The organism is Nostoc sp. (genome assembly GCF_036916655.1).
Lineage (GTDB): Bacteria > Cyanobacteriota > Cyanobacteriia > Cyanobacteriales > Nostocaceae > Nostoc.
In genome coordinates this window covers 43,482-59,892 of the sequence record NZ_JBALFY010000077.1, presented here as the reverse complement: position 1 = coordinate 59,892, position 16,411 = coordinate 43,482, and the positions used below count along the sequence as shown (strand labels likewise).

The following is a 16,411-nucleotide window of genomic DNA, read 5'->3' as shown; positions in this document are numbered from 1 at the left end:
ATTAGAATCAACTCTATTGCTTCCCGTAGACTTTCTCTAGCTTCTTCTAGAGTCTCTCTTGGACATTAGCACCGGGTAACTCTTGGATGTAGCCGATATACCAATCATCTATCTTTTCAAATACAGCAGTGAAAGAATTTTCCATATAATTTGCTCTTGAATATTACGAGACATCAAATGCTGACGCACACTAATGTACCCAACTCACTAAACTGTCACTCCCTCCAACTCTTCATCTGTCAACTCATACAATTGCCGCAATTTATCTAACTTATCACTATCAGCTTCCCAGAAACCCCGCCCATGCGCTTCTAACATTCTGCCTAAAATATTGCGAAAAGCTTCAGGATTTGCTTTACGTAATTTATCTGCCATCTCTGCATCTAAGGCATAAGTATCAGCCGCTTGGTCATAAACCCAATCATCAGTAAAATCGGCAGTACCACCCCAACCAATCAACGCCGTCATCCGTTGGGAAATTTCAAAAGCGCCACCAGAACCTTGATTTGCCATTGCTTGCGCCCATTTGGGATTTACCAACTTAGTGCGGTATTCCATTCGCAGCAAATCATCTAAATTGCGCGGTGTAGTATCCTTCGAGAAACTTTCTACAAAACTGGTTGTAACCTTCTTACCGCTTTGTTTTTCTGCTGCCCTTTTCAAACCGCCCGTGTTGGCGTAATATTCTTGAATATCCGTTAAACCATATTCTACCGAATCAATTTCTTGAACAATGCGATCGCTAGTTTTTAACAACGTATTTAAAATTTCCGGTCTAGCTTGACCTTTATCCTCTCTCCCATAGCTAAATACATTGCGACTTTGCCAAGTATTCCCCAACTCCTCACCAGATTCCCAGTTACCATCAACCACCCTATCATTTACCAAAGAACCAAAATCACCCGCCGGATTAGAAAACAATCTCGCCGATGCATTTTCCACACCTTGGGCTTTCAAAGCCAAAGCGTGTTTCCTAACAAAATTCCGATCTTCTGATTCATCAGCATCAGCCGCCCGTTGAAATAAATCATCCAACAATTCGATAATATTGACAAAACTATCCCGGAAAATCCCAGATAAATTACCCAACACATCAATGCGGGGATGTCCAACCTCAGCCAACGGCTTCAACTCATAACGAACAACCCTACCAGTTCCTTCCTTAACAGGTTCAGCCCCCACCAACTCCAACAAAATTCCCAGAGATTCACCCTTAGTCTTAATCGCATCCAATCCCCATAACATTACCGCCACAGTTTCAGGATATTTACCATATTCATCCAAATGCTGGGCGATAATTTTTTGAGCAATTTCTCTTCCCCGTTGGTATGCCGCAGGCGAAGGCATCCGATAAGGATCTAAAGCATGAATATTCCTCCCCGTAGGCAAAACCCCAGCCCCATCCCTTAACAAATCACCACCAGGCGCAGGCGGAATATATTCCCCATTCAACCCCCTTAACAAATTCGTTAACTCATCCGTAGATTGCATCAACAAATCCCTTATTAGCCTTTCCTCTTCTTCTCTTTCTTCGTTTATTATTTCCTCCTCCCCAAAATATGCCTCCAAATAAGAAGCCAATTCCTCTTCATTTGGTGCTTCCCCTAAAGTATGCAACCCAGAAGAAAACAACCGATTTTCTAAAACTTGCAAATATTCATACAACTCCACCAAATAATCATCAAAAGCATGACTGCTAAACATCCGCACATTTTCAGGATTAAACGCAATACCTAACCGTTTAGCATCTTCAAACGGACAATCTGCATCTAAACCAGAATCTACAATTTTTTTACAAATTCCTTCCTTTAAGACATAATTCTTTTGCGGATCTTCACGATACTCCGAAATCAAATCACGCAACGCCACCAATTCCTTATACAAACCTGCACGTCCATAAGGTGGTACATTATGAGAAATCAACACACCATAACCGCGACGTTTTGCCAACATCGATTCAGACGGATTATTCGCCGCATATATATATAGATTAGGCAAATTTCCTAACAGAATATCCGACCAAGAATAACCCGTATTACCCAACGGCGAACCAGGCAACCATTCCACCGTCCCATGCATTCCAAAGTGAACTAAAGCATCAGCTTGAAACTCATTTTGCAACCATTTATAATAAGCAGCATATTGCGGATGAGGCGTTAAATCTCGTTCAAACATTAAGCGCATCGGGTCGCCTTGTATCCCCAAAGGTGGTTGTACACCTATCCAGACATTGCCTAATTGCACGCCGCCAATTTGGAATTCATCGCCGAATGTTTTAATTCCAGTTCCCGTGAGAGATTTCCATTGTTTTTCGATGCGGGAGGTTTGCAGATATCCCAACCATTTTTCTAAGGTATGAACATTTACGCTATTTGTGGGGTGGGCAACATAAGCACCATTATCTGGGGGCGGGCAGGATGCCCACCCCACAAGAGGATTAGCTTCATCTGCTTCTTTCACCCAGCGAATCAATTCTTCGCCATCTTCCGGTAAATCTCCCACGGTATAACCTTGTTCTTTGAGTGCGTGGAGAAACTTCAGCAAACTACGTGGCACATTTAATAATGCAGCTGTCCCCACAGCACCATAACCAGGCGGAAACCCATATAAAATAATTGCTATTTTGCGTTCCGATGCAGGTTTTTGTCGCAAAGACACCCAAGTTTTTACCCTACCAATTAATCGTTGCACCCGTTCGGGAACCAGATAAATATTTTCGCCCACTAATCCACCAAGAGGAACGGTATCAATAGCGCCATCTAATTCTGGTAAGGCGTACAACACCACACTTTGCAAGCCACCGATACCTTGGCGCGTCCACGAGGAAATATCTTGAATTAATAATGGTGCAGCAACAATATAAGGTACATTTTTGGCGGTGAGGATGCGTTTTGCGACTTCTATTTGGCGGCCAGCTTCCATTGAACCAGCTGGGCCACCCACGAGAGGAAAGCCAATTGTAGAGACGATCGCATCTACTTTTACTGCTTCACTTGATAGTGAGGGAGTTTCTATATTACCTAGTTGTCGTTGCTGAATTTCATAGTCGGTTGTCATCAAATCTCGTACCGCTACGTGTCCTTCTACGCCGTTGATGAAGATGGGTAAAGGAGTTAAACCAGCTTTTTCAAAACTGCGAATTAGTTGGGGAATGTAGGGTTGTTTGGTGATGACGTGTTTTCGGTAGAGTAAAATTCCAACTACGGGTTTTGTGGGGTGGGCATCTTGCCCGCCCTTTGACAATGGCAGGCGAGACGACTGCCCCACAAGATACCATTCTAGATATGCTTTTGGCGATTCAAAAAACCCTTGATAATCGGGGTGGAGTAATCCGATGTTGGGGGTTTCAATTAGCGGGGGAATGTCGCCGACTTTTAAATTTAAATATTTTTCTGCTAGTGTCCAGAATAATGAAGCGACGTTTTCTGAACCGCCAGCATTCCAGTAACCATAGATAATTAACCAGTTGCGTAAGTCTTGGACTTTTTGCACTGGCACGTATTTTAGTAGTTTGGGGCCAATCTTTAAGAAGCTGATGTAACCAGCGAGTTTGTCTTCTTCTCGTCCGTTGCTAAATTTGTCGAGGATGAATTTAACTGGTTTGGGCATTCCTTTGGGTTTGTCGCCAATGGCAAAGTCACCCAACTTGGTTAAACTCATCAATTCTAAGGCTGACTCGAAAACTAAGCGGATGGGAATTTGGGAAATGCGATCGCGCAACCACACAACCTGGTCATAATCAAATAGTAGGCTACCGAAAAACACATCAGCGTCATACAGTGCTGCTTCTACTTCGGCACGTTGACTGGTAAGATCGCGATCGCTAAATACTCGAATATCCAACTGTGGACAGCGAGAGTTAGCCAAAAAAGCTGCTTTTCTATACAAGTCCGCGTTGAACGATTCAAACCCAGCAATCAAGACGATGCGTTTCATGCCTGTAAGCTACGAAATATTTCTTTACTTAAATTTTAGATGCAATCTCTATATTTTGTGCATCAGTTACCTGCAAACTGCTGTAAGTTCAAAAATAAAAAGTATTCAGAATTCTGAATTCTGAATACTCTACCCATGTACCCTTGGAAGCAAGCTACGCGCAGCGTCTCGTAGGGAAGGAATAGAGTAATAACATTGTTGTTTAAAGTTCAATACTAGTTTCGCCCACAATGGGCGTTAGCGTAGCGGGACGAAGTACAGTTTTAAACCAATATTCATTACTCAGTCGTACATAATTCATACTGAATTCTGACTCCTGAATTCTGAATTCTCCTTATAAAATCGGATGCAATAGTGTCGAGGAAATAGAGTCATGTTAAAGGTTTTTGCTGACCGTGGTGGCACATTCACAGATATTGTTGCTGTTACTAATAATCAAGTAATTATAGATAGACTATTAAAATTTCCTGAGCGTTTTTTAATTGTGACTCTGCCTAATCAGCAATGGATTATAGTCTATAAACTACTTTCGGAAAATCCCGAACAATATCAAGATGCAGCCATTCAAGGTATTCGGGATATTATCGGCATTGCTAATAATGAACCTATTCCAACTGAAGCGGTAGAAGTTGTCAAGATGGGGACAACAGTAGCTACAAATGCGCTATTAGAAAGAAAAGGCGATTGTGTCGTTATTCTCATCACCAAAGGCTTTAAAGATGCGCTGAGAATTGGCTACCAAAACCGTCCTAACATCTTTGCCCGTCATATCGTTTTACCAACAATGCTTTATGAGCAGGTAATTGAAATAGATGAAAGATATGATGCTAACGGTAATGAATTAATCCCGATAAATATTGAACAAGTCAAAAGTGACTTACAAGCAGTTTACCATACAGGAATTCGGAGTTGTGCTATTGTTTTTATGCACAGCGATCGCTATCCAGAACACGAAAAACAAATAGCCCAACTTGCTTTAAAAATTGGCTTTACTCAAATATCTGTATCCCATCAAGTTAGTCCCTTAATGAAGTTGGTTAGCCGGGGAGATACAACAGTAGTCGATGCTTATTTAACTCCTATTCTGCGTCGTTACGTCAACCAAGTAGCAAGTCAGTTACCTGGAGTCAAATTGATGTTTATGAAATCTGACGGCGGTTTAGTTACAGCCGAACAATTTCAAGGGAAAGATAGTATTTTAAGTGGCCCGGCTGGCGGTATTGTTGGCGCAGTTCAAACTAGTAAAAGGGCAGGCTTTGAGTTAGTTATTACCTTTGATATGGGAGGAACAAGTACAGATGTTGCCCACTTTCAAGGAGAGTATGAACGACAACTAGATTCAGAAATAGCTGGGGCGCGGATGCGAGTTCCTGTATTAGCAATTAATACCATTGCTGCTGGAGGTGGTTCAGTTCTCTTTTTTGATGGTTCTAGTTATCGTGTTGGCCCTAAATCTGCTGGTTCAAATCCTGGGCCTGCTTGTTATCGACGTGGCGGGCCATTAGCGGTTACTGATGCCAATGTGATGTTAGGTAAAATTCACCCACAATATTTTCCCTCGGTTTTTGGTATTGATGGCAATTTACCTTTAGATAAAGATGCTGTGATTCAGCAATTTACCCAATTAGCCCAAGACATTCAAGCCGCCACATTAAATCATTGTACCCCCGAACAAGTCGCCGCTGGATTTATTGCGATCGCAGTGGAAAATATGGCGAATGCAATTAAAAAAATTAGTCTGCAACGCGGTTATGATGTTACCCAATATGTGCTTTGTTGTTTTGGTGGTGCTGGTGGGCAAGTTGCTTGTTTAATTGCCAACACTTTGGGAATGAAAAAGATATTTCTACATCCGTATGCTGGCGTTCTCTCTGCTTATGGAATGGGATTAGCTGATGTGCGTGCAATTAGAGAAGGAGGAGTTGAACAACCTTTAAATCAAGGATTAATTCCTCAGTTACAGCAGTTAATGGCATATTTAGAAACTCAAGCCAGAAGTGAAATAGATGAGACACTAAGTCAAGTAGAAGTAATCCGAAAAGCTAATTTAAAATATGAGGGGACTAACTCTACCTTGACAGTTAGTTTTGCCGATGATGTGGTAAGGATGCGACAAGAATTTGAGATTGAACATCAATCTCGTTATGGTTTTATTCAATTAGATAAAAACTTAATTATTGAATCCGCTTCAGTGGAAGTAATTCAGGAAATGGATACTCCTGAAGAACCTTTAATAATTTGTACTCGCCCTTTAGATGAAGACCCCGTATCTGTTGAGATAGTAAGGATGTTTACTGCTGATAGATGGTATGATACTCCTGTTTATCGACGGGAAGATTTACAACCAGAAGATATTATTAATGGCCCTGCGATCGTTGTGGAAAAAATTAGTACAATTGTAGTTGAGCCTAACTGGCAAGCGAGATTAACTGTACAAAATCACCTAATTTTAGACCATAAATATTAATTAATTCATCAGTGTTAGTCTGTAAATTACAGGATAATCAATATCAAGTCACTTGTAGTAAACCTAAATAGAAGTTAAATGTCACCTTACGTTTATCCGGTTATTAAAACCGCAGAAATAGAAACTACATTCTCACAATTAGCATAACAATGGCGGCGTGAGACAGGAATGCTCTCTATTGCTTCAAAAATATCAATGCATCCCGCTTATCAAAAAATAATCGGGATGGGACAACCTGTTGTTCCTTTAATTATGCGCGAACTTGAGCGCGAACCAGACCATTGGTTTTGGGCCTTAAGTGCAATTACAGGAGCAAACCCAGTCAAAGCCGAACAGCGTGGTAGACTTCAGCAAATGGCTGAAGCTTGGATTGAATGGGGGAAAGCAAATGGATATAGATGGTAAGTTAGACGTAACAAATGTTATACAGTATTTTCAAAAAGCGCAGTACGAACACGATTTTGAAAATTATCAAGACCACCGTTACTATCCCAATGTTTATTAAAGCTGGGGAGAGTATTCAACTCCATTACATCACCACCCTGATAATGTAGAACTTCTTTGTAACCAAACAGTTCATCTGCTTTAGCAAAAATAGGTGGATTTTCCCATGAAATCACCCAAATAATTTCAACAATTCGATAAATGTTAAAATCTCCTTGCCAATCATCATCTTCTGACTTGTAGTCTAAAACTTTTACCAAGTGGGTAACGTAGCCTCTTTGTCTCAACAGAATTAAATCATTCTTTTGGGGTTTATTGGCATTAATTTTATTGTCTTTCCAGTTTAGCTTAAAGAGATAGTGAATTGGAAACTCCGAGTAGGCCCATAACTCATCTTGAGGTGTTACACTTTTAGTCCAGTTTAAATTCTTGAAATCCATAATAGCTATATTCTCGATTGAGAGTAATTCCTTCTTGTATATTGTTCCCAAATTTAGATATATAGCTCACTTAAATCTGTAAAAATATATTTGACTAGAAAATCCAAAAATATGTAATTTCGTATTTTTGTTACAAATTTAATTTTTTTATAATATAAATAAGGAGTCAATAATGCACATCAAATCTCAACCCGATCCCATCCGCTTAGAAATATTCAAAAATCTCTATCAATTTATTGCCGAACAAATGGGAATTGTGTTGCAAAACACAGCCACATCAGTGAATATCAAAGAAAGGCTGGATTTCTCCTGCGCTATTTTTGACTCATCAGGATTACTAGTAGCAAATGCCCCACATATTCCCGTACATTTAGGCTCAATGAGTGAAAGTGTCCGCAGTTTAATTAACGATAAAGGCGACACCCTAAAACCAGGAAATGTCTATCTATCTAATAACCCTTATAACGGCGGTACACACCTTCCTGATGTCACTGCAATTACCCCTGTATTTTTGGAAAGTATTGAAAATACTCTATTGTCCACTCCCCTATTTTTCGTTGCTTCTCGCGGACATCAAGCAGATATTGGTGGAATTACTCCCGGTTCAATGCCTCCCCACAGCACCACAGTAGAAGAAGAAGGAATTCTTTTTGATAATTTCCTCTTGGTTGAAGAGGGAAATTTTCGAGAAACCGTAGTCAGACAGCACCTATCAAATCATACTTATCCTGCTCGTAAACCTGACCAAAATCTAGCCGATTTCAAAGCCCAAATTGCCGCAAATGAACGGGGAGTTCAAGAACTTTCTAAAATGGTTGTACAATACGGAATTGATACTGTTCAAGCTTATATGACATTTGTGCAAGCTAATGCTGAGGAGTCTGTGAGACGTGCGATCGCAGTTCTCAAGGATGGCTCATTTACTTATAAAATGGATGATGGGGCACAAATTCAAGTTAAAGTAACGATTCACCCAGAAAACCGCAGTGCTACCATTGATTTTACAGGAACTTCTCTACAACTAAATAGTAATTTCAATGCTCCTAAAGCTGTAACTCAAGCAGCAGTCTTATATGTCTTCCGTACTTTAGTTGATGATAATATTCCTCTCAATGCCGGGTGTCTTAATCCTCTAGAAATTATTATCCCGGTTGGCTGTATGCTCAACCCAATCTATCCAGCCGCAGTCGTCGCAGGTAATGTCGAAACCTCTCAAACTATTGTAGATGCTTTATATGGTGCTTTAGGTGTTATGGCTGCTTCTCAAGGAACGATGAATAATTTTACTTTTGGTAATGAGCAATATCAATATTATGAAACTATCTGCGGCGGTTCGGGTGCGGGGATTGATTTTGATGGCACTGATGGTGTTCATTCTCACATGACTAACTCTCGTTTGACCGATCCAGAAGTTTTAGAAACCCGTTATCCTGTACTTTTAGAAAGCTTTAGTCTTCGTCCCGATAGCGGTGGCAAAGGGCAATATTCGGGTGGTAATGGAGTCGTCCGCCGCATTCGATTTCTTGAACCGATGACAGCTAATATTCTCTCTGGTCATCGGCTTGTTCCTCCCTTTGGATTAAATGGCGGCGAAGCAGGAAAAGTAGGATGCAACTGGATACAACGTCAGAACGGAATTGCAGAAAATTTAGACAGCACAGCAACGGTAGAGATGAAAACTGGGGATGTTTTTGTAATAGAAACTCCTGGCGGTGGTGGTTTTGGTAAAGTCTCTTAGTTAGTATTATTTGAGATTCTCGAAATAGGGTTTTAGGAAGTAATCTAAAATCCAAAATCTAAAATCAAAAATTGCTATAGGCTGGCTTCAACTTCCCCAGAAAATCGAGCATAGCTGAAACCACAGCATCCGGCGACTCAATCAAGAAGCCATGACCACCACGTTCGATGACTACAAGTTCAGCATTGGGAATACCTTGAGCAAGTTGCTGGGAAAACTTTAGCGGGGTGAGAATATCTTGTTTACCAACCAAAACTAAAGTAGGACAATGAATTTCTTGGAGACGGTCTGTTGTGTCACTACTAAGGATGGCTTGGCTGTGATGATAGAGTGAATGAGTTGCAGGTGGGAAAGGATATCTGATGGCAAATTCAATCAGACCTTCAATCATGTCAGAAATTGAGTAGAAGGCATCTGTAAATATCCAGGGCAATATGACTTTTTCGTAAAGTTTTAGGTCTACATTACTAGGAAGTTCGCCCCAAGTCTCGATGATACTGTTGAATAATGCATCACCTTTTGCTAAAGATGAAAGTAGCATCAGACTTTTTACCTTTTCAGGGTGTGCTAATACTAGCTCTTGGGCTATCTGACTACCCATTGAATGCCCTGCTAGATGCACTTGATTAATTCCGATGCGATCGAGTAAGGCTGCAACGTCAGCAGCCATCTGCTTCAGACTATAGGGGTTTTCGGGAGCAGAACTTCTCCCCATACCTCGGTTATCCAAGCGAATGACTTGATACTGCGAAACCAGCGATGGCATAATCAGCGACCAATAAGCATGATCGCAAAGAAAGCCAGCTATTAATAGCAAAGGCTCACCCGTTCCCTTAATGTCGTAGAACAAATCAATCCCGTTAATCTGAACCTTGGGCATAGTAACAATTAAAAATTAAAAATTAAAAATTTAAAGACATTTCAGACGGGGATTTTAGATTTCCTCGTTTCCAGTCGGAGACTGTGAACGAGATTTGAAAGGGGTTTTAGCTTAAGTTGACACCAATAGACAAGGCTAAACTCCTACGTCTTGAATTTTTCATCCACCGGAATTTGATAGCCATTGGCGAGACGATTGGTCATATTGGCTGTGGCTGCGATCGCCATTAGTTCCCCGAACATAGTATCATTCATACCCTTGGCACGTGCTGCCGCTGTGTGCGAGGCGATGCAATACTCACAGCCATTGGTTGCACTCACGGCAATATAAATCAGTTCGCGCATCAGTGGATCGATTTCACCAGGGCTAACCATCACTTCCTTTAAGGCTTGCCAAGTTCGTTGCAGTGTGGGCGGATGGTTAGCTATGGCTTTCCAGAAGTTATTAATATAGTCATTCTGACGTGTAACGCGGATGTCGTCATACACTGCACGTACTTCGTCGCTGGCTTCTTCGTATTCGATCAGCTTAGTCATGTTTTGATTCACTCTAGACAATTATGAAGGAGGGGGCAGCAGTCAATAAGGTTCGGATAAGGTTTTTTTGATGACACGCCGCTAATCGCAAAGACGCGATAAATCGCCGTCTTTACAATAATCAGTCCTTTGTAGAGACGGCGATTTATCGCGTCTCTTGCCTTAACCGAACCGTATTGGGGCAGCAGTAGATAGTTATCACACTTTATTAGTATCCACTGAACGGTGAACTTTGAGTATCAAGAAAGATCGCAAATTATTAACTTCAAAATTCTGATTTATTTCCTAATCATCAAGATAAATAACGGGTTCAAATGAACCTGCCAAATAAGCATAAGACATCGGAGTGAAAATTAATTCTGCATTGCTCGAAATCCTTGGTAGGGAGGATTCATATAGACGCAAACCGACTTCCCGTAGGGTATTGTCCCTACGTCATTTTTACTCCTATGTCTGTAGTTCAACTTGATATTTGATAGCATAAACTATACCGTTTCCTAAGTAGATGTTTGAAAAGTATTGGGCGAATAGAATTCGCTATTACACAAAATTTAGTCCACGGAAGTGGACTAATACAAAATCAAGGGTTTTATAACCTTCTGAGGCAGATTTTGCCTGTGTAGCCGCGATTTTCAATCGCCGAGGCAAGTAATAAATTAGACTTTTCAAACAACCTCTTAGTAGCTCGGAAAGCACTATATTCAAAGCTTAATTACTATTGACACAACGGATTTTACTTTAGCTTTTTATAAAAAACATCATATCTTAACACTCAATGAGCCTAAAGAAGAAGTAGATATAAATTTATGAATAAATTACTGAAAGAACAAAAACAAAACTTACGTAGGAATTATTGTAAATAAAATGACTCAATCTAATAATAAGACTACCCTTCTAGAGGAAACAGATTCAGGGACTCTCATAGCTCAGGCTGGCACCGCAGGAAACACATGGCAAGTATTGTCGTATAAAGCCCCAATCCTACCCATACATGCCGCCTTATTTCATACTGGTAAAATATTATTTTTCTGTGGCTCAGGTAACGATCCTAGTCATTTAAATACTCCATACAACAGTGTGTTATGGGATGTAAATGCGGGAACCTTTATCTATCAAGGGCCTCCATTGAATAGTAATAATCAACCTATTGACCTTTTTTGCGCTGGTCACTCCTTCACCCCCAATGGGATGTTAATGGTTGCGGGTGGAACTCTGCGGTACGATCCATTCTATGGTTTACCCAATGCTCTGATGTTTGATCCCATTGCCGAAAAATGGATCAACATGCCATCAATGAATAATGGCCGCTGGTATCCTACTCTGTTAACACTAGGCAGTGGTCGGATATTAGCCGTGTCTGGGCTTGGTATAGATGGCAACCTCAACCAACAACCAGAAATTTATTCTTCGACATTTGCAAATGGTTGGAACGCTTTTCCAAGAACTAGTGCCTTACCGCAATACGCACAGCTATTTCTACTAAGTAATGGGAACGTCTTTTATTCTGGTGCTCAAATGGGTGGCACTTCAGTGGCACCAAGAATATTAACCCTGCCAGGGACATTTACACAATCCATTACAGAACAAGTGGTGCCAGGGTTGCAATTCCCAGATTGTGGTAATCAAGCTGCCAGTGTGCTTTTACCACCTGCACAAAACCAAGCAGTAATGATTATAGGTGGGGGTAATACTACTTCTAGTACTGAGGGTAATACTAGTCCTAATGCGGCAATAAACAGGGTGAATATTGCCTTGCTAAATAGGCCTAACCCAACTTACTACCCATCAAGAAATTTACACTATGCTCGGATGCATCTAAGCGCAGTTTTATTACCCGATCGCACAGTGTTTGTTTGCAATGGTAGCCAAATGAATGAGAATACAACACAATCAATGCTGCCAGCAGAAATCTACAATCCAGTCACAAATAGCTGGACAGTAGTAGCTAAACAAAATGTCCCCCGTGTATATCACTCGATAGCCTTGCTCCTACCAGATGGTAGGGTAGTCACAGCTGGAGGGAACCCTCAACGGACTGTCGATGAACTGCGATTAGAAATCTACAGTCCTGCTTATATGTCGCGATCGCGACCAATTATTCAGAGTGCCCCTCAAGCATTGAGCTACGGGCAGCAATTTACAATTCAGACACCCCAAGCTGCGAATATTCAATGGGTTAGTCTGATTAAACCAATGGCAACCACTCATTCCTGCGATACAGAACAAAGATTAGTGGATGTACCCATTAATTTTAGGAATGCCACTTCTCTCAATGTCACACTAACAAACAATCGAAACATCGCACCACCAGGCTGGTACATGCTTTTTATTAGTGATAACAATGGCACACCATCAGTAGCAACCTGGACGCAACTATCTTAGCCTTACCTGTTTATATTCACACTGCTACCTAATAAAAGTCATTAACTCTAGGAAGATAAATATGGGTTACAAGCTCTCACGTCGCCAATTTGGCCAGTTGGTACTTGCTGGAACTGTAGTCTCTGGGTTTAGTTATCTAACTAACAAAGCCTTGGCGCAAACACCGAGTTTAAATATTGTCGGTATAGGTTCTACCTCTATCACCACTGATCCAACGGCTATTCCAGAGGTCAACACCACTGAATCATATAGCACTCACCAAAACAGTGTAACTACAGATATTAAGCCTGTAGGACTTGTTTTGCGATCCTTAATTACAGGAAAAGCTCAAGTAATTGCGGATAACAGTACGCCTTTATTAGAGCCTAATGAAATATTGAGTGGCTTTACTTCTTTAAGGGATGGCACACTTGTTGTAGCCATTACTCCTGTTACGACTAGTAGGAGAAAAGCGACACCTACTCGCCTGACAATTTTGGATGGTGCGTCTGTAAAAACTTTGAGAGTCTCAGGACTTAATGAGAATCAACAGCTTGGAAGCTTGCTAGGCACTAATGATGGGCGACTCATCGGTTTAATAGGTCACAAGAACGGTACACCACCGATCACATTGGTAAATATTGACCTTCAAACAGGAGCGATAAGTCCTCTTAGTCAGATTACAATCCCGAACGATGAGCGGGTTAGCAATCTAGCTGAGTGCCCAGATGGGAAATTCTATACGTCTTTACTTGGATTGCATGGTGAAACAAGTCTGGTGCAGCTAGACTCAAATCAAAAAAGGCCGATTGTACTGGCACAATTGAAAGTTAATGGTCAGGTATGGAATAATGGCTTACAAAACTTAGTTTGCTCTGGAACAGGGCAACTCCTCGCCTTTGGAGCTATGAGGTATGAGACACCTAATGCTGTGTATAGCATCGATAAAAAGAGTGGAAACATGACTCGGCTAGAAAACTTTGATGTTACCCAGATTGCGCTTGCTCGTGGTTAAAAAGGAATTGAGCCGATAGCCAGCAAAGAAATGCCAAGCCCTCAAAGCAAAACGAGGGCTTTCTATTACGATCTCTATTGTGAAATCGAGCCTACAGCTTCCGGTTGATAGCGGATGCCTGCTTGCTTGAAGCGATGTAAAACTTCACCCAAGCGATCGCAGTCGGCAATCAAACTGATCCTGACATAACCCTCACCTGCAACCCCAAAGGCATTACCTGGAGTCAAAACAACACCTGTTTGCTGCAACACATCCAGGGCAAAATCTGTGGAACCCACGCCCACGGGACATTTTACCCAAAGATACATTGTTGCCTTGGTTTTGGGGATATCCCAACCCAACTCCCCTAACCCATGAATCAGGAAATCGCGGCGGGTGCGGTAGCGTTGTTGTACCTCGTGTAAATACACATCTGGCAGTTGTAAAGCTGTTTCGGCTGCTGTTTGTAAGGCGGCAAAAATACCGTAATCCAAGTTAGTTTTTAGTGTCCGCAAACCTTGAATGACATGGCGATTGCCCACTACAAACCCGACGCGCCAACCAGCCATATTATAGGTTTTAGATAAGGTGTGAAATTCCACACCAATATCTTTCGCACCAGGAATTTCTAACAAGCTGGTGGGTTGATAACCATCAAAAGCTAACTCGGCATAACACAAATCATGCACCAGCAAAATTTCGTATTTACGGGCAAAGGCGACGATTTCTTCAAAAAATTCGCGGGGTGCAGTGGCAGCAGTGGGATTGCTGGGATAGTTGAAATAGAGTATCTTCGCTTGTCTTGCAACCTCGTCAGGAATGGCAGCTAAATCAATTAACCAGTCATTCTCTGGTTTGAGAATCAAACTGTGGATTTTCCCACCTGCGATCGCCGGGCCTCGGAAATGTGCGGGATAAGCGGGGGAAGGAACTAGAACTAAATCACCAGGGTTAACGTAAGCGAGTGCTAAATGAGTTAATCCTTCTTTAGAACCCAGCAGTGGCAAAGCTTCGCTATCGGGATCGAGAACCACACCATAACGGCGATGATACCAGTTGGTGATGGCACGGCGGAAACTGGCAGTGCCTTCAAAGGGCGGATAACCATGATTGGCGGGATCTTTCAAGGCAGCGATCGCTGCTTCTACAACTGGTGCTGGTGTTGCACCATCGGGGTTTCCCATACCCAAATCAATTAAATCTAACCCTTGTTCCCGTGCTTTAGCTTTGAGTTCATCTAAACGGGCAAATACATAAGGTGGTAGTTTTTGTATGCGTTCTGCTGGGACAATCCAATTTAAACTCATTCTTCAACCTCGTCACTCATTCCCTTGGGCGAAACTCGATTTGTCGTATCTCTACTATCTATAGGTGCAGTGGTAGAAACCATTGCTGCCATCAGCTGTTCCAACGCGACTTTAAACGGTAGTCGATGGATGTCAGAATTAGGAATTAGCGCAATTTCGGCGGCTGTTTGCAACTCGCCTAATGTAATATTGCCCAATCCCAAATCACTTAATTTTTGGGGTAATCCAATTTCTGTGTAAAACTTTAACAACTGTTGTCGTGCTGATGCGGCTAATTGATTGCCTTGGAGCATTTCTTCTAAACGCAATTGCACTAAAATCCCAAAAGCAACCTTTTCGCCATGAATACTACCATGCCCTGAAATATGAGTTAAACCATTATGCACGGCATGGGCGGCAACTGTACGACACTGCGCCCCTCCAAGTCCTCCAACTACCCCGGCGAGTAAAACAGTTGCATCTACAACTTCTCGCCAAACTTCACTACCTGGTTCTTTTAAGGCGGCGGCTGACTTTTGTAAGAGGATATCTCGCAAAACTCGCGCTTGTTGCACTGCGGCAATAATTAAAGTGTCTTGCAAATGTCCACTGCTTACTGAGGCTTCATACCACTTCGCGATCGCATCACCAATTCCAGCTATTAAAGTATGTTGGGGTGCAGTTTTAATTAAGTCATAATCGAGAATCAGTAAATCGGGACAACGAGATAACCCGACATCATACAGAAATGCCCCGTCTTCCGAATAAACATTCGACAAGGCACTCCAAGCTGCACAAGTAGCCCCGGAAGTCGGAATTGTCACCACTGGCAACTTTAACTGCTGCGCGACTAATTTCGCTGTATCTAAGGCTTTGCCGCCACCAACACCAATAATTACATCCGCTTTATGTTCTTTCGCCGTTTTCTGTAAAGATTTCAGACTAGCTTCGCAGCAATCTGCGCCATAAGAAGCTTGAACAGTATGTAATTGTTGCGCTTCTAAAACAGGTTGTAAATTTTCTTGGCTGATAGCGAGAGTAGACTTACCTGCCACAATTAAAGGACGACTTCCCAAACAGGCAATCTCTGCTGCGGCTGCTTGCAACACTCCAGAACCACGGATTACTTTTGCTGGGGAAACTGTCAGCGTCAATAATGAACTAGAGGTTTGAGTAGACAAAGAAGGTTGAGTAGAAATTTTATTGGACATATAATCTTCTAGTTTGCCAAAACCTTGATATTTCTTAATCAAATAGACTGGTAATCAGGGATACTTGTTGCCAAGCTGGCTTTCGGATGGCTCCAACCTTACACTGACTCATCTACAT

General features: G+C 41.8%; 11 protein-coding genes. 5 read left to right on the top strand and 6 right to left on the bottom strand.

Going from position 1 to position 16,411, the window contains the following annotated elements; all coding sequences use genetic code 11:
* Positions 1–207: 207 nt before the first annotated feature.
* Positions 208–3,936 carry a magnesium chelatase subunit H gene (bchH, locus tag V7L31_RS21820; protein ID WP_334698195.1) on the bottom strand — a complete coding sequence of 1,243 codons (3,729 nt, stop codon included), beginning with the start codon at positions 3,934–3,936 and terminating at the stop codon, positions 208–210.
* 373 nt (positions 3,937–4,309) lie between these two features.
* On the opposite strand from bchH, the gene V7L31_RS21815 reads away from it, so the two are divergent.
* The gene (locus tag V7L31_RS21815) at positions 4,310–6,403 is read left to right on the top strand and encodes a hydantoinase/oxoprolinase family protein (protein WP_334698194.1); all 2,094 of its coding nucleotides are present in this window, start codon (positions 4,310–4,312) and stop codon (positions 6,401–6,403) included.
* A 168-nt stretch (positions 6,404–6,571) separates the two neighbouring features.
* A complete protein-coding gene (locus V7L31_RS21810) occupies positions 6,572–6,808 on the top strand; it encodes a hypothetical protein (protein WP_334698193.1) in 237 nt (78 codons plus the stop codon).
* A 17-nt stretch (positions 6,809–6,825) separates the two neighbouring features.
* Here V7L31_RS21810 and V7L31_RS21805 read toward each other — a convergent pair whose 3' ends face one another.
* Positions 6,826–7,287 carry a hypothetical protein gene (locus tag V7L31_RS21805; RefSeq protein ID WP_334698192.1) on the bottom strand — a complete coding sequence of 154 codons (462 nt, stop codon included), beginning with the start codon at positions 7,285–7,287 and terminating at the stop codon, positions 6,826–6,828.
* Positions 7,288–7,459: 172 nt separating this feature from the next.
* Between V7L31_RS21805 and V7L31_RS21800 the strand changes: the two genes are divergently transcribed.
* Positions 7,460–9,025 carry a hydantoinase B/oxoprolinase family protein gene (locus V7L31_RS21800; RefSeq protein ID WP_334698191.1) on the top strand — a complete coding sequence of 522 codons (1,566 nt, stop codon included), beginning with the start codon at positions 7,460–7,462 and terminating at the stop codon, positions 9,023–9,025.
* 64 nt (positions 9,026–9,089) lie between these two features.
* Here the strand turns inward: V7L31_RS21800 and V7L31_RS21795 are convergent, their stop codons facing one another.
* Together V7L31_RS21795 and V7L31_RS21790 are read right to left on the bottom strand one after the other, a co-directional pair.
* Positions 9,090–9,905 (bottom strand): alpha/beta fold hydrolase, encoded by an 816-nt coding sequence (locus V7L31_RS21795; RefSeq protein ID WP_334698190.1) that lies wholly within the window; start codon positions 9,903–9,905, stop codon positions 9,090–9,092.
* 143 nt (positions 9,906–10,048) lie between these two features.
* Complete coding sequence (locus tag V7L31_RS21790; protein ID WP_094350326.1) at positions 10,049–10,441, bottom strand: carboxymuconolactone decarboxylase family protein; 393 nt, start codon at positions 10,439–10,441, stop codon at positions 10,049–10,051.
* Positions 10,442–11,305: 864 nt separating this feature from the next.
* Between V7L31_RS21790 and V7L31_RS21785 the strand changes: the two genes are divergently transcribed.
* Together V7L31_RS21785 and V7L31_RS21780 are read left to right on the top strand one after the other, a co-directional pair.
* The gene (locus V7L31_RS21785) at positions 11,306–12,823 is read left to right on the top strand and encodes a galactose oxidase-like domain-containing protein (protein WP_334698189.1); all 1,518 of its coding nucleotides are present in this window, start codon (positions 11,306–11,308) and stop codon (positions 12,821–12,823) included.
* A gap of 61 nt (positions 12,824–12,884) precedes the next feature.
* Positions 12,885–13,817, top strand: a complete 933-nt coding sequence (locus V7L31_RS21780; RefSeq protein ID WP_334698188.1) for a hypothetical protein — start codon at positions 12,885–12,887, stop codon at positions 13,815–13,817.
* A gap of 74 nt (positions 13,818–13,891) precedes the next feature.
* On the opposite strand, the gene V7L31_RS21775 is transcribed toward V7L31_RS21780, so the two are convergent.
* Positions 13,892–15,103 carry an aspartate aminotransferase gene (locus tag V7L31_RS21775; RefSeq protein WP_334698187.1) on the bottom strand — a complete coding sequence of 404 codons (1,212 nt, stop codon included), beginning with the start codon at positions 15,101–15,103 and terminating at the stop codon, positions 13,892–13,894.
* Positions 15,100–16,293 carry an iron-containing alcohol dehydrogenase family protein gene (locus V7L31_RS21770; RefSeq protein WP_334698186.1) on the bottom strand — a complete coding sequence of 398 codons (1,194 nt, stop codon included), beginning with the start codon at positions 16,291–16,293 and terminating at the stop codon, positions 15,100–15,102. Before V7L31_RS21770 ends, V7L31_RS21775 begins: the two co-directional genes overlap by 4 nt.
* Positions 16,294–16,411: the final 118 nt, after the last annotated feature.

Coding starts and splice junctions, on each gene's coding strand:
- bchH (WP_334698195.1), bottom strand. CDS start 3,936: ATGAAACGCATCGTCTTGATTGCTGGGTTTGAATCGTTCAACGCGGAC.
- V7L31_RS21815 (WP_334698194.1), top strand. CDS start 4,310: ATGTTAAAGGTTTTTGCTGACCGTGGTGGCACATTCACAGATATTGTT.
- V7L31_RS21810 (WP_334698193.1), top strand. CDS start 6,572: ATGCTCTCTATTGCTTCAAAAATATCAATGCATCCCGCTTATCAAAAA.
- V7L31_RS21805 (WP_334698192.1), bottom strand. CDS start 7,287: ATGGATTTCAAGAATTTAAACTGGACTAAAAGTGTAACACCTCAAGAT.
- V7L31_RS21800 (WP_334698191.1), top strand. CDS start 7,460: ATGCACATCAAATCTCAACCCGATCCCATCCGCTTAGAAATATTCAAA.
- V7L31_RS21795 (WP_334698190.1), bottom strand. CDS start 9,905: ATGCCCAAGGTTCAGATTAACGGGATTGATTTGTTCTACGACATTAAG.
- V7L31_RS21790 (WP_094350326.1), bottom strand. CDS start 10,441: ATGACTAAGCTGATCGAATACGAAGAAGCCAGCGACGAAGTACGTGCA.
- V7L31_RS21785 (WP_334698189.1), top strand. CDS start 11,306: ATGACTCAATCTAATAATAAGACTACCCTTCTAGAGGAAACAGATTCA.
- V7L31_RS21780 (WP_334698188.1), top strand. CDS start 12,885: ATGGGTTACAAGCTCTCACGTCGCCAATTTGGCCAGTTGGTACTTGCT.
- V7L31_RS21775 (WP_334698187.1), bottom strand. CDS start 15,103: ATGAGTTTAAATTGGATTGTCCCAGCAGAACGCATACAAAAACTACCA.
- V7L31_RS21770 (WP_334698186.1), bottom strand. CDS start 16,293: ATGTCCAATAAAATTTCTACTCAACCTTCTTTGTCTACTCAAACCTCT.